Here is a 25,282-nt window from a genome sequence, read left to right as displayed (position 1 = left end):
GGGCCAGGCCCGGCGCGGGCGGCCCTGCCGGCGGGTTGCGGCAGGCGCGGCAGCCGCAACGGCCGCCCCGATCCCCGGAACAGCCAAAGCGCCATCGCATTCGTTGGTATACTTCGTCGCCATGATAGCTAATTTCAATGCGGATCGAGCACTTCGGCTCGCCCGCGACACGCTCCAGATCGAAGCCGAAGCCGTTGCCGCCCTCGCGGGCCGCCTGGACGGCGAGTTCGCGCGCGCCGTCGAGCTCACGCTCGGGTGCACCGGCCGGGTGGTGGTGTCGGGCATGGGCAAGTCCGGGCACATCGGGCGCAAGGTGGCGGCCACGCTGGCCTCGACCGGCACGCCCTCGTTCTTCGTGCACCCCGCCGAGGCCAGCCACGGCGACCTCGGCATGGTCACGCGCGACGACGTGCTGATCGCCTTCTCCAATTCCGGCGAGACCGCCGAGCTGCTGTCGATCGTCCCGATCGTCAAGCGCATCGGCGCCAAGCTGATCTCGGTGACGGGCAACCCGGAATCGGCGCTGGCCAAGCTGGCCGACGCCCACCTCAATGCCGGCGTCGAGAAGGAAGCCTGCCCGCTCAACCTGGCGCCGACCGCGAGCACCACCGCCGCGCTGGCGATGGGCGACGCGCTGGCGGTGGCGGTGCTGGACGCGCGCGGCTTCGGCGAGGAAGACTTCGCCCGCTCGCACCCGGGCGGCGCGCTCGGGCGCAAGCTGCTCACGCACGTGCGCGACGTCATGCGCAGCGGCAACGCCGTGCCCAAGGTGCGCGAAAACACGCCGCTGGCCCAGGCGCTGATGGAAATCACCCGCAAGGGCATGGCCATGACCGCCGTGGTGGACCCGGACGAGCGCCTGATCGGCGTGTTCACCGACGGCGACCTGCGCCGCCTGCTGGAGACGCCGCGCGACTGGAAGACCATGCCGATCAGCGAGGTCATGCACCGCTCGCCCCACGCCGTGGGCCCGGACCAGCTCGCCGTGGAAGCGGTGCAGGTGATGGAGGCCAACCGCATCAACCAGATGCTGGTGGTCGACGCCGACGGCCGCCTGGTGGGCGCGCTGCACATCCACGACCTGACCCGCGCCAAGGTCATCTGAGGCCGGCCACGACACATGCGGGAATTCCTGTCCTCCCTCGGCCGGCTCGGCATGCGGCTGCTGCCCCTGCTGCTGATGGCGCTGGTGGCCGGCAGCACGTTCTGGCTGGTGCAGGTCAATTCGCCGCGCGAGGCGCCCGCCGGGCCGGTCGGCGCCAAGCACGAGCCGGACTACTACATGGTCCGCTTCTCGGCCACCGAGCTGGCCGAGGACGGCAACACCAAGATGCGCTTCACCGGCGACAAGATGATCCACTTCGCCGACGACCAGACCTACGAAGTGACCAGGCCGGCCATGCGCGCCTACGAGATCGGCCGCCCGCCGGTCACGGGCCATGCCGACCGCGGCACCATGAACGCCGAGGGCTCGGTGGTGGACCTGTTCGGCAACGCCCTGATCGTGCGCGCGCAGGGGCCCGACCCGTCCAAGGACCCGCCCATGACGGCCGCCTCCGAGTATTTCCAGGTGCTGGTCAACGACGACATCGTCAAGACCGACAAGGCCGTCAAGCTCACGCGCGGGCCTTCCGTGATGACCGCCAACGGGCTCGTCTTCAACAACGTCACCCGCGAAGTACAATTGCTGGGTAACGTACACGGCACCATCATCACGGTCCCGCCGCCGGCCAGCCCCGCGGCCAGGCCGTGAGCGGAGCCTGACGTGGCCCCACCCGGAAACCGCCAGAGAAACGAAGCCGCCCGCGGGCCACAGCCGTCCGCGCCAACCGCCACCACGCCAATATGAATCCATTCCTGACGACATCGTCCTGTCGCCGCCGCGGCACGGCTGCCCTGATGACGGCCGCGGCCCTCCTCGGCCTGGCGCTGGCCGCGCCGGCCCGCGCCGAGAAGGCCGACCGCGACAAGCCGCTGGTGCTGGAGGCCGACAACGCCAGCTACGACGACGTCAAGCAGGTGTACGTACTGACCGGCAACGTGGTGCTGACCAAGGGCACGATGGTGCTGAAGTCGGACGCGGCGGAAGTGCGCACCGACCCCGAGGGCTACCAGTACGCGGTGGCCACCTCCAAGGGCGGCAGGCAGGCCTACATCCGCCAGAAGCGCGACAACGTCGACGAATACATCGACGGCTGGGGCGACCGCATCGAGTCCGACGGCAAGCAGGACCTGTCCAAGCTGATCGGCCACGCCCGCATGGCGCGTCTGGCCGGCGCCAAGCTGATCGACGAGATCCGCGGCGCGGTGATTACCTACGACAGCCGCAACGAGTTCTACACGGCCACCGGCGGCACCGACAACGCCACCGCGGGCAGCCCGTCCGGGCGCGTGCGCGCGGTGCTGTCGCCGCGCCAGGAGCAGCCCGCCAGCGGTGCCGCCGCCAGCCCGCTGCCGCTCAAGCCCGCGCCGGCCCCCGCCGCCCCCTGACCCCGCCACAGCCGACCCACGGATTCACGCCTTCATGACCGCTACCCTGACCGAACCGTCGTCCGCGACCAACGTCCTGACCGAAAGCAGCACGCTCGTCGTGCGCCACCTGAAGAAGCGCTACGGCTCGCGCACGGTGGTCAAGGACGTGTCGCTCGACGTGAAGAGCGGCGAGGTGGTGGGCCTGCTCGGCCCCAACGGCGCGGGCAAGACCACCTCGTTCTACATGATCGTCGGGCTGGTGGCGCTGGACGAGGGCGACATCGTGCTCGACGACAAGCACATCAGCGGCCTGGCCATCCACGAGCGCGCCCGCATGGGCCTGTCCTACCTGCCGCAGGAAGCGTCGGTGTTCCGCAAGCTCAACGTGCAGGAGAACATCCGCGCCGTGCTGGAATTGCAGGTCCACGACGGCAAGCCGCTGGCCAAGGCCGAAATCGAGCGGCGCCTGGACACCCTGCTCGACGACCTGCAGATCGCCCACCTGCGCGACAACCCGGCGCTGTCGCTGTCGGGCGGCGAGCGCCGCCGCGTGGAAATCGCGCGCGCGCTGGCCTCCGCGCCGCGCTTCATCCTGCTCGACGAGCCGTTCGCCGGCGTGGACCCGATCGCGGTGGGCGAGATCCAGCGCATCGTCAGCTTCCTCAAGGCGCGCAACATCGGCGTGCTGATCACCGACCACAACGTGCGCGAGACCCTGGGCATCTGCGACCACGCCTACATCATCAGCGAAGGCACGGTGCTGGCGTCCGGGCAGCCGGAAGACATCATCGCCAACGAGTCGGTGCGCAAGGTCTACCTGGGCGAGAACTTCCGCATGTAGCCGCGGGAGGGGCACGCGGGGACACCCGCGAGGCGGCGTTCATGCCGCCTTTCGCCCCGCAAACGATCACGGCGACGCCAGCGATAGCAATTTCCGTTCCACCAGTACGGAAGTTGGGCATAAAATAGCTCGCATGAAACCGTCGCTACAGCTCCGCCTCTCGCAACATCTCGCGCTCACGCCGCAACTCCAGCAGTCGATCCGCCTGCTGCAACTGTCCACGCTCGAACTGCAGCAGGAAGTGGAACAGGCCCTGACCGAGAATCCGCTGCTCGAACGCGAGAACGACTGGATCGAAAGCCCGCTGCGCGTGGCCGCCGACGGCTCGGTCAACCTGCAGAGCGCGCCCGCCCCGGCCCCCGCCGACGGCCAGGGCACCAGCGAGAACCGCGCCGACGGCGCCGCCGACAGCGAGGACAGCTACAGCGACAGCGGCGAGGACTACGGCAACGACTGGAGCCTGGACGACTTCGCCCGCCGCCCGCAGGGCGACGAGGACGAAAAGACCCCGATGCAGTTGCGCGACGCGGAGCCCACGCTGCGCGAGCACCTGATGGAGCAGCTCGCCCCGCTGAAGATCTCCATGCGCGACAAGGGCCTGGCCATCTTCCTGATCGAGTCGCTCGACGACGACGGCTACCTGAGCGCCTCGCTCGAGGAAATCTGCACGGAGCTGCCCGAGGAGCTCGAATTCGAGCTCGACGAGGTGCACGCCATCCTCACGCTGCTGCAGAGCTTCGACCCCGCCGGCGTGGGCGCGCGCAACGCCGCCGAATGCCTGGCGCTGCAGCTGCGCCGGCTCAAGCATCCGCAGCGCGAGCTGGCCCTGACCATCGTCACCAGCCATCTCGAACTGCTCGCGGTACGCGACTACACGCGCCTGAAGAAGGCGCTGCAGGTCGACGAGGCCGACCTCAAGGCCGCGCACGAGCTGATCCGCTCGCTCGCGCCCTACCCCGGCCATGCCTACAGCCGCCCCGAGGCCGACTTCGTCGTGCCCGACGTGTTCGTGCGGAAAATGAGCGGCGGCTGGATCGCGCAGCTCAACCCGGATGTGATGCCGCGGCTACGCATCAACGACATGTACGCGCAGATCCTGCGCGGCGCAAAAGGCGACTCCGGCGCGGCCGGGCTGCAGCAGAAGCTGCAGGAAGCGCGCTGGCTCATCAAGAATATCCAGCAGCGCTTCGACACCATATTGCGCGTCGCACAAGCGATTGTCGAACGTCAAAAGAACTTCTTCACCCACGGGGAAATTGCGATGCGCCCCTTGGTTTTGCGGGAGATTGCCGATACACTGGGTTTACACGAGTCCACCATCTCTCGGGTGACAACCAATAAATACATGGCAACGCCGATGGGGACTTTCGAGCTGAAGTACTTCTTCGGCAGTCACGTATCCACGGAAACCGGCGGCGCGGCCTCATCAACGGCAATCAGGGCGTTGATCAAGCAACTCATAGGAGCCGAAGACCCTAGGAACCCCCTGTCGGACAGCAGGATCGCCGAACTGCTCGGCGAGCAAGGCTTCGTGGTGGCCCGGCGAACCGTGGCCAAATACCGCGAAGCGCTGAAAATCCCTGCCGTCAATCTCCGCAAGACTTTGTAGCCGAGCCGCACCGCCTGCCTGGTGTGGCTCTTTCAGAAGGAGAAACGCTATGAACTTCAAGATCAGTGGACACCACTTGGACATCACGCCCCCGCTGCGTGAGTACGTGGAAACGAAACTGGAGCGTATCGTCAGGCATTTCGATCAAGTCATTGGCGTAAGCGTGCTGCTCTCTGTCGACAATACAAAAGAAAAGGACCGGCGGCAGTATGCGGAAATCAATCTACATCTCAAGGGCAAGGACATCTTTGTCGAGGCGCATCACGAAGACCTGTATGCCGCCATCGACGCACTGGTCGACAAGCTCGACCGGCAGGTGATTCGCCACAAGGATCGCGTGCAGAGCCACGACCGCGACGCGGTCAAGTACCAGATGGCCGCATCGCAGATGCAGCAATGACCGTGCCTGGCGGCCCGCCAAGGGGGCCGCCGGTGTCAGTCCCTTGAACCAGAACAAGCCGCGCCCGTTGCGCGGCTTTTTTGCGCCGTCCGCTTTCGTGTCCACCCTCGCGCCGGCGGCCGTTGCGCAATGCCACAAGGGGATTCCGCAACGCCCCGCCGCCGGTGTATGCTGCGCAATACATGAACGGTGGTTCAGCGATTCCGGGCATGCGCGCGGCACCGCTTCCGCGCACGGGCTATTGCGATGCACAAGGCGGGGGCGGGCCTGCTCTATAATGGCCAGACGCCCGACACCGGCATGGGACAACCGGTGCAATGCGGGTATGAGCCGGCACCAGCCTTTTCATCCCCTTTTTGCCTGGCGCGCCCCCCTGCCGGCCCCGGGCCTGCTTACTAGAAAAACCTGCGCATTCCACATGAATCGTTTGGCTAAATTGCTGCCACCCGGCAACATCAACCTCGACGTCAGCGTCACCAGCAAGAAGCGGGTGTTCGAACAGGCCGGGCTCCTCTTCGAGAACAACCACGGCGTAGCGCGCGCCACCGTGACCGACAACCTGTTTGCCCGCGAATCGCTGGGCTCGACCGGCCTCGGCGCCGGCGTGGCCATTCCGCACGGCCGCATCAAGGGCCTGAAGCAGCCGCTGGCCGGCTTCATGCGCCTGGCCGAGCCGATCCCGTTCGAGTCGCCGGACGGCAAGCCGGTATCGCTGCTGATCTTCCTGCTGGTGCCCGAGCAGGCCACCCAGCAACACCTGGAAATCCTCTCCGAGATCGCCCAGCTGCTGTCCGACCGCGAAATGCGCGAAGGACTCGCCACCCTGCCCACTTCCGATGCCGTGCACCAGTTGCTGACGCAATGGCATCCCTGATCCGCCTGGGCAGCCGCCACCCGGCACGCCGGGCGACGGCCCGCCCGCCCGTCCCCCGAAAGTAGCCGCATGGAACTCACTGGCGTCACCTCGCAGTCGATCTTCGACGACAACGCAGCCGACATCAAACTCTCCTGGGTTGCTGGGCTGGAAGGCGCGGACCGCGCCTTCGACGTCGAGTTCGCGCGCGAAGCCACCTCCGCCGCCGACCTCGTCGGCCACCTGAACCTGATCCACCCGAACCGGATCCAGGTGCTCGGCAAGCCGGAGATCACCTACTACCAGCGCCTCGACGACGAGATGCGCAAGCGCCAGATGGGCGAGCTGATCCTGCTCGAGCCGCCGTTCCTGGTGATCGCCGACGGCATGGAGCCGCCGCCCGACCTGGAACTGCGCTGCACGCGCTCGTCCACGCCGCTGTTCACCACGCCGGTGTCCTCGGCCGCGGTGATCGACCACCTGCGACTCTATCTCTCGCGGATCTCCGCGCCGCGCGTGACCATGCACGGCGTGTTCCTCGACATCCTCGGCATGGGCGTGCTGATCATGGGCGAGTCGGGCCTGGGCAAGAGCGAGCTCGGCCTGGAACTGATCTCGCGCGGACACGGGCTGGTGGCCGACGACGCGGTGGACTTCGTGCGCCTGGGGCCGGACTTCATCGAAGGCCGCTGCCCGCCGCTGCTGCAGAACCTGCTCGAGGTGCGCGGACTGGGCCTGCTCGACATCAAGACCATCTTCGGCGAGACCGCGGTGCGCCGGAAGATGAAGATGAAGCTGGTGGTGCAGCTCGTGCGCCGCAACGACGGCGAGTTCGAGCGCCTGCCGCTCGATTCGCAATACCTCGACGTGCTCGGCCTGCCGATCCACATGGTCAAGATCCAGGTGGCGGCCGGCCGCAACCTCGCCGTGCTGGTCGAGGCCGCCGTGCGCAACACCATCCTGCGCCTGCGCGGCATCGACACGCTGCGCGACTTCATGGACCGCCAGCGCGCGGCGATGCAGGCCGACGTGGTCGCGCGCGGCCAGGGCCGGCTGCTCTGAAGCGCCGGGAGCGCGGGCGCGCGCGCGCAGAAAGCGCGCCCGCCCCGCGCGGTTTTTCATTTGCTTACATTGCTTGCGGGTCCAGGCCGTCAACGGCTTTGGGACATCGTCCGTTTTGTGCTGTAATGGGCATCGAGCCCACCCCGAGCCGCCGCGCCGACAGGCCGGCGGCCATGACGTTTTCCACAGCCAGGAGAGCAAGCATGAAGAAGATGATCGCGATGTGCGCGCTGGTAGCCCCGCTGTTCGCCAGCGTGGCGTTTGCCCAGACGGCTGCGGCCCCCGCCGCACCCGCCGCCCCCGCGGCGGCACCCGCAGCCGCCAACACCCAGCAGGACAAGATGAAGGCCTGCAACACCCAGGCTTCCGGCAAGAAGGGCGACGAGCGCAAGACCTTCATGAAGGGCTGCCTGTCGAACAAGCCGGCGGCGGCGCCCGGCAACAGCCAGCAGGAAAAGATGAAGGCGTGCAACAAGGACGCCACCGGCAAGAAGGGCGACGAGCGCAAGGCCTTCATGAAGGATTGCCTGTCCAAGTAAAAGGGCCGCCCTTGCGGCAAGGCACGCAGTCGAATGGCGAACCCCGGTTCGCCATTTTTCTTGGCGCCCGCGCCGTCATGACGGCGTCATTCCCCTGATGTTATGCTTGTGACGCTATGCGCATCATACTTATCACCGGAATTTCCGGCTCCGGCAAGTCGGTCGCCCTGAACGTACTGGAAGACGCGGGCTACTACTGCGTCGACAACCTGCCAGCGCAGTTCATCCCCGAGCTGGCGCGCTATCTCGCGTCCCAGGGCTACACGCACCTGGGCGTCGCCACCGACATCCGCAGCCGCGAATCGCTCGACCAGTTGCCGGGCACGCTGCGCGACCTCGCGGCCGAGCACCAGGTCCGCGTGGTGTTCCTGACCGCCAATACCGACGCGCTGGTGCAGCGCTACTCGGAGACGCGGCGGCGCCACCCGCTGTCCATGCGCACGGAGAAGCCCGGCGCGGCCGGCGAGAACAATGCAGACAATATCGCCGCTGCCGCGCCGCTCAACGACACCTCGCTGGTCGAGGCGATCGAGATGGAGCGCGAGCTGCTCAGCCCGCTGGCCGAGGCCGCGCACCGCATCGACACCAGCAACGTGCGCACCAACACGCTGCGCGCCTGGATCAAGGAATTCGTGCGCGAAGACGGCCTGCAGCTCACGCTGCTGTTCGAGTCGTTCGGCTTCAAGCACGGCGTGCCCAGCGACGCGGACATGGTGTTCGACGTGCGCTCGCTGCCCAACCCGTACTACGACCTCGCCCTGCGCCCGCTGACCGGGCGCGACGCGCCGGTGATCGACTTCCTGCAGAGCCAGCCGATGGTGCTGGCGATGGCCGAGGACATCCGCGCCTACGTCGAAAAGTGGCTGCCGAGTTTCATCGCCGACAACCGCAGCTACCTGACCGTGGCCATCGGCTGCACCGGCGGCCAGCACCGTTCGGTCTACATCGCCGAAAGACTTGCCAACTATTTCCGCGCGCATGGTAATGTGCTGGTGAGACACCGCGAGCTCGCGCCGGGCGGCTGATACACGCTGCTGCGCCCGCCTTCGCGGCCCGGCCCCGGCAGCCGGTGCCCGGCACCGCTGCCCGCCCGCAACCTTTGCTGGCTCAGCATGTCCTCACGCGCCACGCCCGCCGCACCCGGCCCATCCGCCTCGCCTTCCCTGTCCGCCACATCGGCGCCGCCCACGCTGGATAGCCTGCCGCTGTTCCCGCTGAACACCGTGCTGTTCCCCGACGGCCTGCTGCCGCTGCGCGTGTTCGAGGCGCGCTACGTCGACATGGTGCGCGCCTGCATGCGCGACCGCGCGCCGTTCGGCGTGTGCCTGATCGCCAGCGGCAGCGAGGTGGCCCGCCCCGACGAGCCCACCGTGCCGGAAACCGTCGGCTGCCTGGCCGACATCATCGACTGCAACATGGAGCAGCTCGGCGTGCTGCTGATCAGCACGCGCGGCCGGCAGCGCTTCGAGCTGCTCAGCTACACCGTGCGCGACAACGGCCTGCTGGTCGGGCAGGCCAGGCTGCTGCCGCCGGACATCATCGACTGCAAGCTGGAACTGCTGGGCGAATGCCTGGCCGTGCTACGCCGCATCGTCGGCGCGCTGCATGCCGAGCACCCGGGCAAGCTGCCTTTCTGCGAGCCCTTCCTGTGGGACGACCCGAGCTGGGTGGCGAACCGCCTGTGCGAGCTGCTGCCGGTGCCGCTCAAGGCCAAGCAGATGCTGATGGCGCTGCCGGACGCGGGGATGCGGATCGAGATCGTCCACAAGTACATGCACCAGCACCACATCCTGTAGCGAAGGCGCGAATAAATCTGCTGCGCGGGCCGTGGCAGGCGCTGCGATGCTCGCCGTACGCGTGTACGGCTGTGCTTCTCGCACCTGCCACGGCCCGCTCGCTACGATTTCTTCGCACCTTCGGGGCGCTGATCAAACCATCAGAACAGGCCGCTTTGCGCTTGCGTTTCGAGCAGCTTGCGCACCGGCGCTGGCGTGCCGACTTCATCCAGGTCGTCCAGCGAGATCCAGCGCAGCGCGGGGCCATCGCCGCCGTCGCGCATGGCCAGCGCGGTCATGTCCACGCGGATGGCGCGGATCAGCAGGCGGAAGTGGGTGAAGACGTGGGTAAGCTCGCCGACCAGTTCGGCGCGGCCAGGCGTGCCGAACGCGCGGGCGCGTTCGAGCGCGGCGTCCTCGGCCTGCTCGGCGTCGAAGGGCACGGTGTCGACCGGCATCTCGGGCAGGCTCCACAGGCCGCCCCAGATGCCGCTGTCGGGGCGCAGCGCGAGCAGGATCTCGCGGCCGCGCCGCAGCAGCAGCATCACGGTGCTGCGCTCGGGGATGGCGGCGCGCGGCTTGGGCGTGGGCAGCGCGGCGGTAAGGCCGTCGCGGCGCGCCACGCAGTCGGCGGACAGCGGACAGGCCGCGGCGCTGCCCAGGCAGGCGGGCTTGCCGCGCGAGCAGATGGTGGCGCCGAGGTCCATCAGGCCCTGGGTGTAGGACACCATGTCCTCGGACTGCGCGGGGCCTTGGGCGGGCAGCACCTCGCCGGCCAGTTGCCACATGCGGGTCTCGACCGCCTTGACGCCGGGATGTCCGTGGATGCCGAAGAACCTGGCGAACACGCGCTTGACGTTGCCGTCGAGGATGGGCGAGCGCACGCCGGCGCTGAAGGCCGCCACCGCCGCCGCGGTCGAGCGGCCGATGCCGGGCAGCGTCACCAGGACTTCGGGATCGGTCGGGAACACGCCGCCGTGCTCGCTCATCACCGCCTTGGCGCAGCGGTGCAGGTTACGCGCGCGCGAGTAGTAGCCGAGCCCCGCCCACAGCGCCATCACCTCGTCCGCGCTCGCCTCGGCCAGCGCGGCCACGGTGGGCAGGCGGCCGACGAAACGCTGGAAGTATTCGATCACCGCGCTGACCTGGGTCTGCTGCAGCATGATCTCCGACAGCCAGATGCGATACGGATCGCGCGTGTTCTGCCACGGCAGGTCATGGCGCCCGTGCACGCGCTGCCACGCCACCACGCGGGCGGCGAAATCGGTGGGAACACCGGCGGCGGGAACGCCGGCGGCAGGCCGGGCTACGGTGGCGGGAATATCGGCGGACAGGACGGCGGGCTTGCGGGGCATCGGGGACGTGGCGGGCAAAGGCGGCGCCGGGAGCGGCGGCGCGTCATGATACCGCCTCCCGCGGCGCGGCCCGCGGGCCGCGCTGCTTCATGCCGCCTTCAGACTGCCTACAGACTGCCTTCAGGCCGCCGCCCGCGCGTGGCCGCTGCTCTCGGGCCGCAGGATCTGCCGGGCATAGGCTTCGATGCGCCCGCTGCGGTCGTCCAGGCCGTTGAGCACTTCCTCGAGCTGCGCGATGCGGCTCTCGAGCGTGTCGGTGGCTTCATGGATGCGCTCGATCGAATCGACGCGGCGGCGCAGCTGCTTCTGGTGCTCGCGCACCTGCGCCTCGAGCGGCGTCATCACCGACTTGAGCCAGATCTCGATGTCGCGGTTGAGGTCGCGGAAGGTCTCCAGCACGCGGCTGGCGATGGTCGAGAACGCGCTCTGCACCAGTTGCGGACGCGAGCGCGTGAGCATGCTCATGGCGCCGAAATGCGTGTTGGCCAGCGCCAGCGTGGCCTGCAGCTCGCTGACGTAGCGCGCGGTGACGAACTGGATCGGCGCCGGCAGCGTGAAGCCGTGCTCGGCATTGAAGCGGCGGTACATGCTGTCGGTGAGCTGGTGCAGCTGGGCGATCTTCTGGTCGGCCTCGCTGACCAGCTCGACCAGCCGCGCGAACAGGCTGTCCATGTCCTCGCGCAGGCCGCGCGAGAAGAAGCGCTCCTTCATCTGCTCGCGGCGCTCGCGCATGGTGCTGCGCACGTCGCGCAACTGCAGGCTCTTGATGATGTCGGCGCTGTGCCGGCCGAACACCAGCCGCAGCGCCTGGAACTTGGCGATGCTCTGCTCGAACTCCTCCTTCTCGGACTGCACGCGCGAGAGCATGTGCTTGACCATCGCGTGGTTCTTGCCGCGCAGCCCGCGCAGCTCGAACAACTGCTCGACGATGCTGCGGCGGCGGCTTTGCAGCAGTTGCTGCGCGCCGCGCGCCATCTCCTCGACGGCGCGCTGCACCTGGTCGGCGACGATCTCGCGCCGCTGCGGGATCAACTGGTCCGACAGCACGTGCTCGAACTGCGGCAGGCCGCTGCGCACGAGCAGGTCGTCGTCGTGCGTCACCTTGGCGACCAGGCCCTTCTGCGCCGACACCGGGTAGACGCGCGCCTCGTCGATGCCCAGCACCTGCGCGCTGGAGGTGACCTGGCGCGTGATCTCCGCGGCGGTCTCGGCCGGCGACTTGAGCGGGTCCCACAGGCCGTCGATCTTGTTGAGCACCGCCAGGCAGCCCTTGCGGTGCCCCGCGCTGACATGGCTGCGCCACAGGTCGAGGTCGCTCTTGGTAACACCGGCGTCGGCGGCCAGCATGAACACCACCACGTGCGCATCGGGGATCAGGCGCAGCGTCAGTTCCGGCTCGGTGCCGATGGCGTTGAGGCCCGGCGTGTCGAGGATCACCAGGCCCTGGCGCAGCAGCGGATGCGGGAAGTTGATCACCGCGTGGCGCCAGCGCGAGATCTCGACCATGCCGTCGGCGTCGAGCGCGTAGGCGGCGTCGGGGTCCTTGTCGTTGTACAGGCCCAGCGACTCGGCCATCTCGCGCGTGACGCGGCTGGTCTCGATCACGTGGCGGAAGGCGTCGAGCATGCCGTCGGGCGAGGACGGGTCGAGCGGCACGGTGTGCCAGTGCGAGTCGACGTCGAGGAAGTCGGCGGTGGAGGCTTCCTGCAGGCGCGTCTCGATCGGCAGCAGGCGGATGCAGGGCGCCTCGGTCTCGTCGTAGCGCAGCTCGGTCGGGCACATGGTGGTGCGCCCGGCCGACGACGGCAGGATGCGCCGGCCGTAGTCGGCGAAGAAGATCGCGTTGATCAGTTCGCTCTTGCCGCGCGAGAACTCGGCGATGAACGCCACCTTGAGCCGGTCGCTCTTGAGCACGCTCTGGATGCGCTGCGCGCGCTCGTCGGCCTGGGCGTCGTAGAGGTCGTGCTGCTGCAGCCAGCCACGGAATTCGGCCAGGGAATCGAGTACCCCGGTTCTCCAGGCGCCGTACTGTTCGAATTGAAGGGCGAGGGTTGTCATTGGTACTGGGATCTTGAGCGATCAGCCCCCGCGGCGGCATCACGGGCCTGGCGCAGGCGTCTACGCCGGCTCGCGCCGGCGCAGGGGCTGAGTATTCGGCTGTGTATTCTGTAACACTTTTTTACGTTATCGAAGATACAGGTTTCCGGCGCACTTTTGTGAAATTAGAAGCGCCCGCGGGCCGCGGTGTTGCGCCGGCCCATCGGGTACGCGCGGCACCAGCCGCAAGACGCCCGCGAAGCACTTCGCCGGGCGCCGCTCAACGCTGGCAGGTCGGGCAATAGAAGGTGGAGCGCTGGCCCTGCACGATCTGCCGGATGGTCGTGCCGCACACCCGGCACGGATGGCCGGCGCGGTCGTACACCGCGCAGTCGAGCTGGAAGTAGCCGCTGCTGCCGTCGCTGCCGACGAAATCGCGCAGGGTGCTGCCGCCGCGCTCGATGGCGCGCGCCAGCGTGTCGCGCACGGCCGCGGCCAGCCGCTCGCAGCGCGCCAGCGACAGCCGCCCGGCCGGCGTGGTCGGGCGGATGCCGGCGGCGAACAAACTCTCGGAGGCGTAGATGTTGCCCACGCCGACCACGATGTTGCCGGCCAGCAGCACGGTCTTGATGGCCGCGCTGCGGCCGCGCCCGTGGCGGTGCAGCCAGGCGCCGTCGAAGCGCGCGTCGAAAGGCTCGATGCCGAGCCCGCGCAGCAGCGGATGGGTCTCGAGCTCGGCCTCCGCCAGCGCGCTCCACAGCACCGCGCCGAAGCGGCGCGGATCGCGAAAGCGCAGCACGAGCGGCGCCGCGGCGCCATCTCCGTCCGCCCCGGCCAGGACCAGGTCGAGGTGATCGTGCGCGCCCGGCGGCGGCGCCTGCGGCAGCACCCGCAGCGTGCCGGTCATGCCGAGGTGGATCAGCAGCCAGCCGCGCTCGCCGCCGGGCGGCGACCCAGGCGCCGGACCCGCCACGGCGGCCGGGCCCGGCGCCCCATCAGCGTGCGGGGCCGCCCGCACGCACTCCAGCAGCAGGTACTTGCCGCGCCGCTCGATGCGCGCGACCACGCGCCCGGCCAGTTGCGCCTCCAGCCCGGTTTCCACCGGCCAGCGCAGGCCGCGATGGCGCACCACGACCTCGGCGATACGCCGGCCGACCACGTGCGGCAGCAAGCCGCGCCGGGTCACTTCGACCTCCGGCAACTCAGGCATCGAACCTCTCCCTTCCAAGCCACTCAAACCGCCAGAAGCCCCATGCCGGCTGGCGCCACGCGGACAAGCAAGGCATTGTAACGGCAGGCTACAATGCCCTTAACTATCCCATCGCATCTGCGCTTTTGCGTGCTGGAGCACCCACCCACATGTCGGACCGTCTGGACCGTACCTCGATGACCCCCGCTGACTCCATCCTTGCCCGGCCGGCCCGGCGGCCCCTGCGTCACAGGCTGGCGGCCATCGCCGCGGCCGCGCTGGCGGTCTGCGCCCTGGCTCCGCTCGCCGGCCATGCCGCCGACGCCCGTCCGCTCACGCTCGCCGCGGAAGCCGCGCCGGCGCCGGCCCGCTCCAACCCGCTGCCGCCCAAGATGCCGCTGCCGGCGGTGCCGCTGACCGGCGACATCCTGTACCGCGTGCTGGCCGCGGAGATTTCCGTGCAGCGCGGCGTGATCGGCCCGGCCTACCAGACCTACCTGGAACTGGCCCGCAACACGCGCGACCCGCGCTTCGCCCAGCGCGCCACCGAGATCGCGTTCAACGCGCGCAGCGCCCCGCAGGCGCTGGAGGCCGCGCGCCTGTGGACCGAGCTTGCGCCCACTTCGGCGGGCGCGCGCCAGGTGCTGTCCACCCTGCTGGTGCTGAGCGCCCGCTGGGACGAGGCCGAGCCGCTGCTCGCGCTGCAGCTCAACGGCGTGCCGCCGGGCCACCGGCCGGACGCGATCCTGCAGATGCAGCAGCAGCTCTCGCGCACCAGCGACCCGGCCGGCGCCGCCGCCCTGCTGCGGCGCCTGGTGGCCAACGATATGGGCTCGGCCGAGACCCACCTCGCGCTGGCCCGCGCCAGGGAAGCCGCCAACGACATCCCCGGCGCGCTGACCGAGCTCGACCAGACGCTGCGCATGCGGCCCGACTACGAGGCGGCCGCGCTGATGGCCGCCGAGCTGCGCGCGGACGGCGCGCCCGACCAGGCCATCGCCGGACTGAAAGCCTTCGTCGACAAGGCGCCGGTCTCGATCAACGGGCACATCACGCTGGCCCGCCTGTACCTGCAGCAGAACGACCTGCAGGCCGCGCGCGCCGAGTTCGAGACCCTGCGCAAGATCGCGCCGAAGGACCCGCGCGTGCCGCTCGCGCTCGGCCTGACCAGCCTGCAGTCCAAGCGCTACGACGAGGCCGAGCAGTACCTGAAGGAATACCTGCAGCTGGCCGGCCAGGTGCCGACCGCCAGCCCAGACATCGCCTACCAGTACCTGGCGCAGATCGCCGAGGAAAAGAAGGACTACCCGGCCGCGGTGGCCTGGCTCGACCGCATCGACGACAGCCGCCTGGCGCCAGCCGCCGCGGTGAAGCGCGCGCAGCTGCTGGGCCGCATGGGCAAGCTCGACGATGCCCAGGCCGTCTTCAACGACATGCTGGCCGACAGCGAGGACATCGCCGAGCCGGACCAGCGCGCGCAGCGCATGACCGCGATACGCCAGGCCGAGGTCGGCATGCTGCTCGACGCCAAGGCCTACGGCCGCGCCCGCAAGGTGCTGGAAGAGCGGACCACGGCCGAGCCCGACAACTCCGACTGGGTCTACGAGCTGGCCATGCTCGACGAGCGCGAGAAGCGCTACGACAGCATGGAGACGCTGCTGCGCCGGGTGATCGCCATGCAGCCCGAGCAGAAGCAGGGCTACAACGCGCTCGGCTACTCGCTGGCCGACCGCAACGTGCGCCTGCCCGAGGCGCTGCAGCTGCTCGAGAAGGCTTCGGCGCTGGGCCCGGACGATCCCTACATCATGGACAGCCTGGCCTGGGTCAAATTCCGCCTGGGCCAGCTCCAGCCGGCCGCCGAACTGCTGCGCAACGCCTACGCCCGGGCGCCCGAGGCCGAGATCGGCGCCCATCTGGGCGAGGTCCTCTGGCAGCTCGGCCAGCAGGACGAGGCGCGCAAGACCTGGACCGAAGCCGCCAAGATCGAGCCGGACAACGTGATCCTGATCGACACCCTGCGCCGCTACAACGTGCCGCTGTCGGCGCTGTCCAAGTAGGCCCGCGCCTGCCTTCGCCGACGTTCGCCTCTGTTCGCCGCGTCCGATGATCCACCCGCTTCCTTCCGGCCCGCGCCGGGAGGAAGGCCCGCCGCCCGCGCCGCCGGCGCGGGCGCCAGACACCCATGCCCATATCCCGATGCCTAGCCCTGCTGTGCCTGACCGCGCCCCTCTGGCTCGCGGCCTGCGCCAGCATCACGCCCACCCGCCAGTTCGACACCGGCGAGGCCGCGCAGGCGCGCGACCTCAAGGGCCGCTTTGCCGCCAGCTACGTGCGCTACGGCCGCGACGAAGGCGTGCAGGGCAGCTTCCAGTGGCATGAGCAGGGCCGCAACGTGCGGCTCGACCTGATCTCGCCGCTGGGCCAGACCCTGGCCGTGGTGACTTCCACGCCGTCCGGCGCCACGCTCGACCTGCCCAACCAGCCGCCGCGCAACGCGCCCGAGGTGGACACGCTGCTGGAGGAAGCCCTCGGCTTCTCGCTGCCGGTGGCCGGCATGCGCGACTGGCTGTACGGCCGGCCCGCGCCGGGCTCGCCCGCGCGCGCCACGCGCGACGACAGCGGGCGCCTGGCCACGCTGGCGCAGAACGGCTGGACCGTGCGCTACGTCGCGTGGCAGGATGCGGCCGCACAGCAGCCGCGCCGCATCGACCTTGCGCGCGACGGCGACAGCAACCCCTTGTCGGTCCGCCTCGTGATCGACCCGGAACAGGCCCAATGAATACTGCCCGCACCCTGCCCCCGCCCGAACTGCGCGGCTGCCCCGCGCCCGCCAAGCTCAATCTCTTCCTGCACGTGACCGGGCGCCGCCCCGACGGCTACCACACGCTGCAGACCGTGTTCCAACTGGTGGACTGGAGCGACACGCTGGACTTCCGCCGCCGCGACGACGGCCGCATCGAGCGCGTCACCGAGGTGCCCGGCGTGCCGGCCGACTCGGACCTGATCGTGCGCGCGGCGCGCGCGCTGCAGCAGGCCGGCGGCACCGCGTTCGGCGCCGACATCGCCATCGACAAGCGGCTGCCGATGGGCGGCGGCATCGGCGGCGGCTCGTCCGACGCGGCCACCACGCTGATGGCGCTCAACCACCTGTGGGGCCTGGGCCTGCCGCGCGAGGAACTCAAGCGCATCGGCCTGACGCTCGGCGCCGACGTGCCGTTCTTCCTGCACGGCGAGAATGCCTTCGCGCAGGGCATCGGCGAGGAACTGGCCACGGTCGAGCTGCCCGAGAGCTGGTTCGTGATCGTCCATCCGCGCCAGCACGTCCCGACCCCGGAAATTTTTTCGGACGGGCGCTTGACAAGGGATACGCCGATCTCTATAGTTGCGGTCTTCGCTGCTTGCACAAACAAATTCGCTTTCGGTCGCAACGATCTGGAAACGATAGCAACGGCGAAGTTCGGCGAAGTTGCCCGAGCCCTTGAATGGTTGAGACAATACAGTCCCCATGCAAGGATGACCGGATCCGGCGCCTGCGTGTTTGCACGGTTTGATGACGAGCAGACGGCGCAGCAGGTACTGGAACGGTTGCCACCCGGATGGGATGGCAAGTGTGCGAGGAGTTTGTCCCGCCACCCGCTCGCAGCGCTCGCTTGATAGTTTTTCGTTCGGCGTCACGCTGGCTGTATGTGACGATGGACGGACCCGGTTGTGTAGGGGAGTCGCCAAGTTGGTCAAGGCACCGGATTTTGATTCCGGCATTCGAAGGTTCGAATCCTTCTTCCCCTGCCATTACATTCCTCGCAGATCCGCAGAATACGTCACCGGCACTAGCCGGTGACGGTCGTCCCCCCCAGCAGCAAGACAGGTGCACCGAATGAGCAGCGAAGGCTTGATGGTTTTTACCGGCAACGCCAACCCCAAACTCGCGGAGGCTGTCGTGCAGCACCTCGGCATTCCCCTTGGGAAGGCACAGGTGGGCCGGTTCTCCGACGGCGAAGTCCAAGTCGAAATCCAGGAAAACGTTCGCGGCAAGCACGTCATCGTGCTGCAGTCTACCTGCGCGCCGACCAACGACAACCTGATGGAACTGATGGTGATGGTCGACGCGCTCAAGCGCGCCTCGGCACGCAGCATCACCGCCGCCATGCCCTACTTCGGCTATGCCCGCCAGGACCGCCGCCCGCGCTCGGCGCGCGTCGCGATCTCGGCCAAGGTGGTGGCCAACATGCTGGAAGTCGCCGGCGTCGACCGCATCCTGACGATGGACCTGCACGCCGACCAGATCCAGGGCTTCTTCGACATCCCCGTCGACAACATCTACGCCTCGCCGGTCCTGCTGGGCGACCTGCGCGAGAAGAACTACGGCGACCTGCTGGTGGTCTCGCCCGACGTCGGCGGCGTGGTGCGCGCCCGTGCGCTGGCCAAGCAGCTCAACTGCGACCTGGCCATCATCGACAAGCGCCGCCCCAAGGCCAACGTGGCCGAGGTGATGAACATCATCGGTGAAGTCGACGGCCGCAACTGCGTGATCATGGACGACATGATCGACACCGGCGGCACGCTGTGCAAGGCGGCCCAGGTGCTCAAGGAGCGCGGCGCGCAGAAGGTCTTCGCCTATTGCACCCATCCGGTGCTGTCGGGCGGCGCCGCTGCCCGCATCGCGGATTCCGAGCTGGACGAAGTGGTGGTGTGCGACACCATCCCGCTGCGCGACGACGCCATCCAGTCCGGCAAGATCCGCCAGCTGTCGACCGCGCCGCTGCTGGCCGAAACCTTTACCCGGATCGTCAAGGGCGACTCGATCATGTCGCTGTTTGCCGATTCCTGATAGAATTCAAGGCTTTACTGTGGCGGGCAGGGGCGAATAGCCCTTTCCTGCCGGTTCATCGGGCTGTCTGGTCGCGGACAGCCCTCTTACATTTGGAGTCATCATGAAAGTCGTAGCTTTCGAGCGTAGCGTACAGGGAACGGGTGCGAGCCGCCGCCTGCGCAACGCCGGCAAGACCCCGGGCATCATCTATGGCGGCGCTGCCGAACCCAAGATGATCGAACTCGATCACAACGCGCTGTTCCACGCGCTGAAGAAGGAAGCGTTCCACTCGTCGATCCTCGACCTGGAAGTGGAAGGCAAGGCCGAGAAGGCCCTGCTGCGCGCGTTCCAGATGCACCCGTTCAAGCCGCTGGTGCTGCACGTCGACTTCCAGCGCGTGTCGGCCTCGGACAAGATCCACGTGAAGGTGCCGCTGCACTTCGTCAACCAGGAAAACGCCCCGGGCGTGAAGCTGGGCCACGGCATCGTCAACCACATCCTGAACGAACTGGAAGTGTCGTGCCTGCCGGCCGACCTGCCCGAGTTCATCGAGGTGGACCTGGGCGCGGGCGAGCTGGGCCAGACCCTGCACCTGTCGGACGTGAAGCTGCCGAAGGGCGTGAGCGCCATCACCCACGGTGACGAAAACCCCGCCGTCGCCAGCATCTCGCTGCCGGCCGGTGGCGTCGCGGAAGCTGCCGAAGGCGGCGAAACGCCCGCTGCCTGAGTTGCCTGAGCGCGGCCCGCGGGCCGCGCACCAGCAATGGCAAGAAAGAGCCGCCGGCGTGTCCGGCGGTTTTTTTTCGCGTGCCGGTCCCCATGCCGTTTCGCGTATGCTTGGCCTCTGGCCGCCCTCACCCACGTAGTGCACGCATGATCAAACTCATCGTCGGCCTCGGCAATCCCGGGGCGGAATACGAAGCCACCCGCCACAACGCCGGCTTCTGGCTGGTCGACCAGCTTGCCCGCATGGGCGGCGCCACGCTGCGCGTGGAAGGCCGCTTCCACGGGCTGGCCGCGCGCGCGCGCCTGTGGGACCAGGACATCTGGCTGCTCAAGCCGTCCACCTTCATGAACCGCTCGGGGCTGTCGGTGGTGTCGCTGGCGCGCTTCTACAAGATCCTGCCCGACGAGATCCTGGTCGCCCACGACGAGATGGACCTGCCGCCGGGCGCGGTCAAGCTCAAGCGCGGCGGCGGCGCCGGCGGCCACAACGGCCTCAAGGACATCGCCGCGCACCTGACCACGCAGGACTACTGGCGGCTGCGCCTGGGCGTGGGCCATCCGCGCAACGCGCCGGGCGGCGCGGGCGGGCGCGAGGACGTGATCAATTATGTGCTCAAGCCGCCGCGCCGCGAGGAGCAGCAGGCCATCGACGAGGCCATCGACCGCAGCATCGCGCCGCTGTCGCTGCTGGCCAGGGGCGAGAGCGAGCGCGCCATGCTGGAGCTGCACACGGGCCGCTGAGCGCCGCGCCGGCATCACGCGCGCGGAACGCCCAACAAGCACCCAACAAAAAACCCCGCCACCTTCCGGTGCCGGGGTTTTTTGCCGCCGAACGGGCTGCCTGGCCGTGTGGCTTCAGGCGGCGCGCTTGGCCGCCGTCAGCAGGCGGTAGCGCCCCATCAGCGTCTCGCGCGACTCGACCCGGGCCGGATCGTGCGGGATGCAAGCCACGGGGCAGACCTGCTGGCATTGCGGTTCATCGAAGTGTCCGACGCATTCCGTGCATTTGTTGGGGTCGATCTCGTAGATCTCGGGCCCCATCGAAATGGCTTCGTTCGGGCACTCCGGCTCACAAACGTCGCAATTGATGCAGTCGTCGGTGATCATCAGTGCCATCGTGTTTCCTTTCAGCCGGACATGGGCCGCGCCCGACTGGCCGCGGTCCGCATGTCGCAAGCCCTCATTCTATTCCGCTTTGCCGATTTTCTCTTTCAGCCAGCGCTCGACCGAGGGGAATACGAACTTGCTGACGTCGCCGCCGAGCACCGCGATCTCGCGCACGAAGGTGCCGGAGATGAACTGGTACTGGTCCGACGGCGTCAGGAACATGGTTTCCACGTCGGGCAGCAGGTAGCGGTTCATGCCCGCCATCTGGAACTCGTACTCGAAGTCGGACACGGCGCGCAGGCCGCGCACGATCACGCGGGCGTTGTTCTTGCGGACGAAATCCTTGAGCAGGCCGGAGAAGCCTTCCACGCGCACGTTGGGATAGTGGCCCAGCACCTCGCGGGCGATACCGATGCGCTCTTCCAGCGAAAAGAACGGGCGCTTGTTAGGACTATGCGCCACACCGACCACGAGCTCATCGAAGATGTTGGACGCTCTGCGCACCAGATCCTCGTGGCCCCGGGTCATTGGATCGAACGTGCCGGGGTAGACCGCGACGACCATGCTTCCTCCTTGTTCTGCCCGTTGCCGGTCCTGGATGGACCGCTTGGCCCCGCCCGCTATGGTGAGGGCTGGGAGCCGAGGCTGCGTGACGAGCGTTGGCGACAGCGGCGTAGTGTAACGCTAAAAGCAGCACTTGCAAGCCGCCCGATGACGGTTTCGCGGCAGTGCGGCATCCAGCGTGCGATGGCCGGCCACGGCGCCCCGCCGGGCGGATCGGGCCGATCGCGCCGGGCGGATCAGGTGGTCCGGTGCTGCAGCAGATGGAAGTGCACCGCGCCCGCGCGCGCATGCCGCACGATCTCCAGCGCGGCCGGCACCGGCGCGTCGGGACCGTTCAGCGCGCGGTCGGTCTCCACGTAGACCGCGCCGCCCGGGCGCGACAGCCTGGCCGCGTGCTCGAGCGCGGGCCGCAGCCAGTCCTGCGCGAACGGCGGATCGAGGAAGACCACGTCGAAGCTCGACGCCGGCATCTGCGCCGCGGTTGCGAATGCGTCACCCTGCACGATGCGGATCTGCTGCGCGTCGAGCCGGTACTGGTTGTCGCGCAACTGTTTGGCCACGCGCGGATTGGCCTCCACCATCGTCACCTGCACCGCCCCGCGCGAGGCGGCCTCGAAGCCGAGCGCGCCGGAGCCGGCGAACAGGTCCAGGCACGCCAGGCCGGACATGTCCTGGCCGAGCCAGTTGAACAGGGTTTCCCGCACGCGGTCGGGCGTGGGGCGCAGGCCTTCGGCGTCGAGCACGGGCAGCGGCGTGCGCTTCCACTTGCCGCCGATGATGCGGACCTGCGCGGGCGAGCGCCGCGCGGCAGGCGCCGGGGATGGCCCGCCGGCGGCGGGCGAAGGAGATCGGGTACGCGAATTCATGCCGTGATTGTAGAGCCTGCGGACGCGCCCGTGCTCCGCGCCCGCCTTGCTCCGCCTGTTCCGCTTGCCCCGCCGGTTCCGCCGGTTCCGCCGATTCTGGCCAGGATCTTTCCGAAACGACGTCTTATTCCGGTCCGCCCACGATCACGGTGGCCATCGCATCCGGATGCACGTGGCGCTGGAAGGCGTCCTTCACCTGCGCCCGCGTCACCTTGCCGATCTGCGCGGTCCAGGTGTCCAGGTAGTCCAGCGGCAGGCCGTACCAGCCGATGTTGGCCACGTTGGTCAGCAGCTTGCGGTTGCTGTCGATGCGCAGCGGGAAGCCGTTGACGAGGTTGTCCCTGGCCGCCTTGAGCTCGGCCTCGGTCGGGCCCTCGGCCACGTATTGCGCCAGCACCTTGCGCACCAGCGCCAGCGCCTCGTTGGTCTGCTCCTTCTTGGTCTGCAGGCCGATGCCGAACGGGCCCGCCTGCTTGGCCGGCGCGAAATAGCTGTCCACGCCGTAGGTCAGGCCGCGCTTCTCGCGCACCTCGTTGGTCAGGCGCGAGCTGAAGCCGCCGCCGCCGAGCACGTAGTTGCCCACCAGCAGCGGGAAGTAGTCGGGGTCGCCGCGCGCGATGGCGGGCTGGCCGATCGCCACCGTGGCCTGCTGCGCCGGATGCGGCACGCGCTGCTCGCTGGCCGGGATGGCGAGCTGCACCGGCGGCATGGCCGGCGGCGCGGCGCCGGCCGGCAGGCCGCGCGTGAGCGCCTCGGCGATGGACTCGGCCTGCTTGCGGTCGATCGCGCCGATCAGCGTCACCACGGCGCGCGAGGCGGCAAAGTTGTCGTGCCAGAAGCGCTGCAGGTCGGCCCGCGTGATGGACTCGACCGAGGCCACGGTGGCGGACACGCCATACGGATGCGCGGGATAGATCGCGCGCGACACCATCTTGTCGGCGATCACGCCGGGCTTGGAGTCGGCTTCGCGGATGGCGGTGATCAGGCGCTGCTTCTCGCGCGCGACCACGGCATCCGGGTAGGCCGGCGCCTTGACCAGTTGCGCGGCGAGCGCGAGCGACTGGCTCAACTCGGGCTCGCTGGTGAGCGTGCGCAGGCCGATGCCGCCGCGGTCGCTGCTGGCCGCGCCGCCGAAGTCCGCGCCGGTGTCGGCGAAGGCGTCGGCGACCTGGGCTTCGTCGCGCGCGGGCTGGCCGTCCTGCGCGCCGGCGCCCTTGTCGAGCAGGGCCGACGCCAGCGTGGCCAGCCCCGCCTTGCCGGGCGGGTCATAGCGGCTGCCGGCGTCGAAATCCATATTGACGTCCAGCATGGGAATGGACGGGCTGCGCACGAAATAGACGCGCGCGCCGGTGGAGGTGGTCCACTGCTCGATCGGGATGGCGGCCTGCGCGGCCTGCGGGGCCAGCAGCGAGGCGGCCGCGAGCAGCGCGCCGCCGGCCACGCCCGCGAGGCGGCGCAGCAGGCGTGGCGACGGGATCGTCGGGGCAAAGAGAGGCATCTTCGGTCCTCTTGGTGACTCAGCGCAGCGAGCCGGGATCGACCGGCGCCTGCTGCTTCTTGTTGGGATCGATCGGCTGGGGCAGCAACGTCGCCACAGTGAGGTTGTCGTCGCTGAAATACCTGGCGGCCACGGCCTGCACCTGCGCCGGCGTGACGTCCTTGATGCGCTCCAGCATGCGGTCGAGCTTGCGCCACGAAATGCCGGCCATCTCCGCCACGCCGATCTCCATGCCTTGCCCGAACACGGAGTCGCGCTTGTAGATCTGCGAGGCCACGACCTGCGCCTTGACGCGCTTGAGCTCCTCGGGCGAGACGCCGTCGCGCGCGATGCGGGCGACCTCGTCGCGCAGCGCGCGCTCGATCTCCTCGGCGGTGTGGCCGGCGGCCGGGGTGCCGTCGAGCACCATGATCGATTCCGCGCGGTTGATGCTGTCGTAGCCGACGTTGACGTCGTCCGCCAGGCGCCGCTCGCGCACCAGGTCGCGCGTCAGGCGCGCGTTGTCGTAACCGTTGAGCACCGCGGCCAGGACCTCGAGCGCGTAGGGGTCGACGTCCTTGTCGACGTCGTGCAGGCGCGGCACCTTGTAGGCCAGCACCACGTAGGGATTCTCGGCCGGCGCCTTGACCCAGATCCGCTTGATGCCCTTCTGCTCGGCCTCGAGCTGGGTCTTGCGCAGCGGCAGCGGGCGCGGCTTGAGCTTGCCGTAGGTGCGCTCGGCCAGGGTCTTCACCTCGGCGGCGGTGACGTCGCCGGTGACGATCAGCAGCGCGTTGTTGGGCACGTACCATTCGCGGTACCACGCCTGCACGTCTTCCACGCGCATGTTGACGAGGTCGTCCATCCAGCCGATCACCGGGTGGCGGTACGGCGCGGCGGTAAACACCGTGGCCAGCAACTGCTCGTAGACCGTGCCGCGCGCGGAGTCGTCGGTGCGCAGGCGGCGCTCTTCCATCACCACCTTCATCTCGCGCTCGAACTCGTCCTTGCGGATGATGAGGTTGGCCATGCGGTCGGCCTCCAGCTCCATCATGCGCGGCAGATACTGCTTGCCGATCTGCTGGTAATAGAGCGTGAAGTCGCGGTTGGTCATGGCGTTCTCGCGCCCGCCCAGCTCGGCGATCTGCCTGGAGAACTCGCCGATGCCCACCTTGGGCGTGCCCTTGAACATCATGTGCTCGAGCATGTGCGCCACGCCGGTGGTGCCGCTGACCTCGTCCATGCCGCCGACCCGGTACCAGATCTGGTGGGCCACGGTGGGCGCGCGGTGGTCTTCCTTGACGATCACGCGCATACCGTTGGACAGCGTGAACTCGGTAGTGGTAGCCTCGGCAGCCGCGCTCTGCGAGGAGGCGGTGGCCCGGCCGGTGGGCAGGGGCGGCGCCACCACGCCGGTCTGCGCGTGAACCGCGCCGAACCAGGGCAGGACGCCTAGCAGCAGGGTGGGAAGAAGGCGCCGCGCACGAGCGGCGGCGCGTGAAGCCCGGAAGGCGCCGGCGAGCGGCGATGCGGCACGGGCGGCGCCCGGCCTGGACCTGACAGCACAATGGTTCATGCAACCCCGTCTGCTAGAATTTTG

The 25,282-nt window shown here is 68.8% G+C and carries 25 protein-coding genes and 1 tRNA gene; 18 read left to right on the top strand and 8 right to left on the bottom strand.

Annotated features, from left to right (window positions below):
• Positions 1-121: 121 nt before the first annotated feature.
• From KF708C_RS00680 to KF708C_RS00630, 11 genes are all read left to right on the top strand, one after another.
• Entirely contained in the window at positions 122-1,105 is a 984-nt protein-coding gene (locus KF708C_RS00680; RefSeq protein WP_059410446.1) for a KpsF/GutQ family sugar-phosphate isomerase, read from the top strand.
• A 15-nt stretch (positions 1,106-1,120) separates the two neighbouring features.
• Complete coding sequence (gene lptC / locus KF708C_RS00675; RefSeq protein ID WP_059410409.1) at positions 1,121-1,753, top strand: LPS export ABC transporter periplasmic protein LptC; 633 nt, start codon at positions 1,121-1,123, stop codon at positions 1,751-1,753.
• A 92-nt stretch (positions 1,754-1,845) separates the two neighbouring features.
• The gene (gene lptA, locus KF708C_RS00670) at positions 1,846-2,490 is read left to right on the top strand and encodes a lipopolysaccharide transport periplasmic protein LptA (RefSeq protein ID WP_059410408.1); all 645 of its coding nucleotides are present in this window, start codon (positions 1,846-1,848) and stop codon (positions 2,488-2,490) included.
• Between the two features lie 34 nt (positions 2,491-2,524).
• Positions 2,525-3,313: an LPS export ABC transporter ATP-binding protein gene (gene lptB / locus KF708C_RS00665; protein WP_020202672.1), complete on the top strand. Its 789-nt coding sequence runs from the start codon at positions 2,525-2,527 to the stop codon at positions 3,311-3,313.
• Between the two features lie 133 nt (positions 3,314-3,446).
• Positions 3,447-4,922 carry an RNA polymerase factor sigma-54 gene (locus KF708C_RS00660; RefSeq protein ID WP_020202671.1) on the top strand — a complete coding sequence of 492 codons (1,476 nt, stop codon included), beginning with the start codon at positions 3,447-3,449 and terminating at the stop codon, positions 4,920-4,922.
• A 49-nt stretch (positions 4,923-4,971) separates the two neighbouring features.
• Positions 4,972-5,322: a ribosome hibernation-promoting factor, HPF/YfiA family gene (hpf, locus tag KF708C_RS00655; RefSeq protein WP_020202670.1), complete on the top strand. Its 351-nt coding sequence runs from the start codon at positions 4,972-4,974 to the stop codon at positions 5,320-5,322.
• 418 nt (positions 5,323-5,740) lie between these two features.
• Positions 5,741-6,196 carry a PTS IIA-like nitrogen regulatory protein PtsN gene (gene ptsN / locus KF708C_RS00650; protein ID WP_029043533.1) on the top strand — a complete coding sequence of 152 codons (456 nt, stop codon included), beginning with the start codon at positions 5,741-5,743 and terminating at the stop codon, positions 6,194-6,196.
• A gap of 69 nt (positions 6,197-6,265) precedes the next feature.
• Complete coding sequence (gene hprK, locus KF708C_RS00645; RefSeq protein ID WP_020202668.1) at positions 6,266-7,237, top strand: HPr(Ser) kinase/phosphatase; 972 nt, start codon at positions 6,266-6,268, stop codon at positions 7,235-7,237.
• Positions 7,238-7,440: 203 nt separating this feature from the next.
• Positions 7,441-7,776, top strand: coding sequence for a PsiF family protein (locus tag KF708C_RS00640; RefSeq protein WP_020202667.1), 336 nt, complete (start codon positions 7,441-7,443; stop codon positions 7,774-7,776).
• A gap of 116 nt (positions 7,777-7,892) precedes the next feature.
• Positions 7,893-8,801, top strand: coding sequence for an RNase adapter RapZ (gene rapZ, locus KF708C_RS00635; protein ID WP_059410407.1), 909 nt, complete (start codon positions 7,893-7,895; stop codon positions 8,799-8,801).
• An 87-nt stretch (positions 8,802-8,888) separates the two neighbouring features.
• On the top strand, positions 8,889-9,572 hold the full coding sequence (locus tag KF708C_RS00630; protein ID WP_059410406.1) for an LON peptidase substrate-binding domain-containing protein: 684 nt from the start codon (positions 8,889-8,891) through the stop codon (positions 9,570-9,572).
• 140 nt (positions 9,573-9,712) lie between these two features.
• Here KF708C_RS00630 and mutY read toward each other — a convergent pair whose 3' ends face one another.
• From mutY to mutM, 3 genes are all read right to left on the bottom strand, one after another.
• Positions 9,713-10,906 carry an A/G-specific adenine glycosylase gene (mutY, locus tag KF708C_RS00625; protein WP_059410405.1) on the bottom strand — a complete coding sequence of 398 codons (1,194 nt, stop codon included), beginning with the start codon at positions 10,904-10,906 and terminating at the stop codon, positions 9,713-9,715.
• A 120-nt stretch (positions 10,907-11,026) separates the two neighbouring features.
• Positions 11,027-12,964, bottom strand: coding sequence for a dynamin family protein (locus KF708C_RS00620; RefSeq protein ID WP_020202663.1), 1,938 nt, complete (start codon positions 12,962-12,964; stop codon positions 11,027-11,029).
• A 259-nt stretch (positions 12,965-13,223) separates the two neighbouring features.
• Positions 13,224-14,153 (bottom strand): bifunctional DNA-formamidopyrimidine glycosylase/DNA-(apurinic or apyrimidinic site) lyase, encoded by a 930-nt coding sequence (mutM, locus tag KF708C_RS00615; protein ID WP_059410404.1) that lies wholly within the window; start codon positions 14,151-14,153, stop codon positions 13,224-13,226.
• Between the two features lie 149 nt (positions 14,154-14,302).
• On the opposite strand from mutM, the gene KF708C_RS00610 reads away from it, so the two are divergent.
• The 7 genes from KF708C_RS00610 (at position 14,303) to pth (ending at position 20,409) form a co-directional block, all read left to right on the top strand.
• Positions 14,303-16,189 (top strand): tetratricopeptide repeat protein, encoded by a 1,887-nt coding sequence (locus KF708C_RS00610; protein WP_020202661.1) that lies wholly within the window; start codon positions 14,303-14,305, stop codon positions 16,187-16,189.
• 125 nt (positions 16,190-16,314) lie between these two features.
• On the top strand, positions 16,315-16,911 hold the full coding sequence (lolB, locus tag KF708C_RS00605; protein WP_059410403.1) for a lipoprotein insertase outer membrane protein LolB: 597 nt from the start codon (positions 16,315-16,317) through the stop codon (positions 16,909-16,911).
• Positions 16,908-17,786, top strand: coding sequence for a 4-(cytidine 5'-diphospho)-2-C-methyl-D-erythritol kinase (ispE, locus tag KF708C_RS00600; protein WP_020202659.1), 879 nt, complete (start codon positions 16,908-16,910; stop codon positions 17,784-17,786). The genes lolB and ispE overlap by 4 nt, the downstream gene beginning before the upstream one ends.
• 58 nt (positions 17,787-17,844) lie before the next feature.
• Positions 17,845-17,921 (top strand) — tRNA-Gln (locus tag KF708C_RS00595).
• 85 nt (positions 17,922-18,006) lie between these two features.
• Entirely contained in the window at positions 18,007-18,960 is a 954-nt protein-coding gene (locus KF708C_RS00590; protein ID WP_020202658.1) for a ribose-phosphate pyrophosphokinase, read from the top strand.
• A 103-nt stretch (positions 18,961-19,063) separates the two neighbouring features.
• Positions 19,064-19,669, top strand: a complete 606-nt coding sequence (locus tag KF708C_RS00585) for a 50S ribosomal protein L25/general stress protein Ctc (RefSeq protein WP_020202657.1) — start codon at positions 19,064-19,066, stop codon at positions 19,667-19,669.
• Positions 19,670-19,815: 146 nt separating this feature from the next.
• Positions 19,816-20,409 carry an aminoacyl-tRNA hydrolase gene (gene pth, locus KF708C_RS00580; RefSeq protein ID WP_020202656.1) on the top strand — a complete coding sequence of 198 codons (594 nt, stop codon included), beginning with the start codon at positions 19,816-19,818 and terminating at the stop codon, positions 20,407-20,409.
• A gap of 114 nt (positions 20,410-20,523) precedes the next feature.
• Here the strand turns inward: pth and KF708C_RS00575 are convergent, their stop codons facing one another.
• From KF708C_RS00575 to KF708C_RS00555, 5 genes are all read right to left on the bottom strand, one after another.
• Complete coding sequence (locus KF708C_RS00575) at positions 20,524-20,784, bottom strand: YfhL family 4Fe-4S dicluster ferredoxin (protein ID WP_020202655.1); 261 nt, start codon at positions 20,782-20,784, stop codon at positions 20,524-20,526.
• A 69-nt stretch (positions 20,785-20,853) separates the two neighbouring features.
• Positions 20,854-21,339 carry a pantetheine-phosphate adenylyltransferase gene (coaD, locus tag KF708C_RS00570; protein WP_020202654.1) on the bottom strand — a complete coding sequence of 162 codons (486 nt, stop codon included), beginning with the start codon at positions 21,337-21,339 and terminating at the stop codon, positions 20,854-20,856.
• Between the two features lie 236 nt (positions 21,340-21,575).
• Positions 21,576-22,205: a 16S rRNA (guanine(966)-N(2))-methyltransferase RsmD gene (rsmD, locus tag KF708C_RS00565; RefSeq protein ID WP_197090298.1), complete on the bottom strand. Its 630-nt coding sequence runs from the start codon at positions 22,203-22,205 to the stop codon at positions 21,576-21,578.
• 124 nt (positions 22,206-22,329) lie between these two features.
• Positions 22,330-23,703, bottom strand: coding sequence for a M16 family metallopeptidase (locus tag KF708C_RS00560; RefSeq protein WP_020202652.1), 1,374 nt, complete (start codon positions 23,701-23,703; stop codon positions 22,330-22,332).
• Between the two features lie 19 nt (positions 23,704-23,722).
• A complete protein-coding gene (locus KF708C_RS00555) occupies positions 23,723-25,258 on the bottom strand; it encodes a M16 family metallopeptidase (protein WP_059410402.1) in 1,536 nt (511 codons plus the stop codon).
• Positions 25,259-25,282: the final 24 nt, after the last annotated feature.

The organism is Cupriavidus basilensis (genome assembly GCF_000876015.1).
GTDB classification, from domain to species: domain Bacteria; phylum Pseudomonadota; class Gammaproteobacteria; order Burkholderiales; family Burkholderiaceae; genus Cupriavidus; species Cupriavidus basilensis_B.
This window is presented reverse-complemented; position numbering and strand designations above follow the sequence as displayed.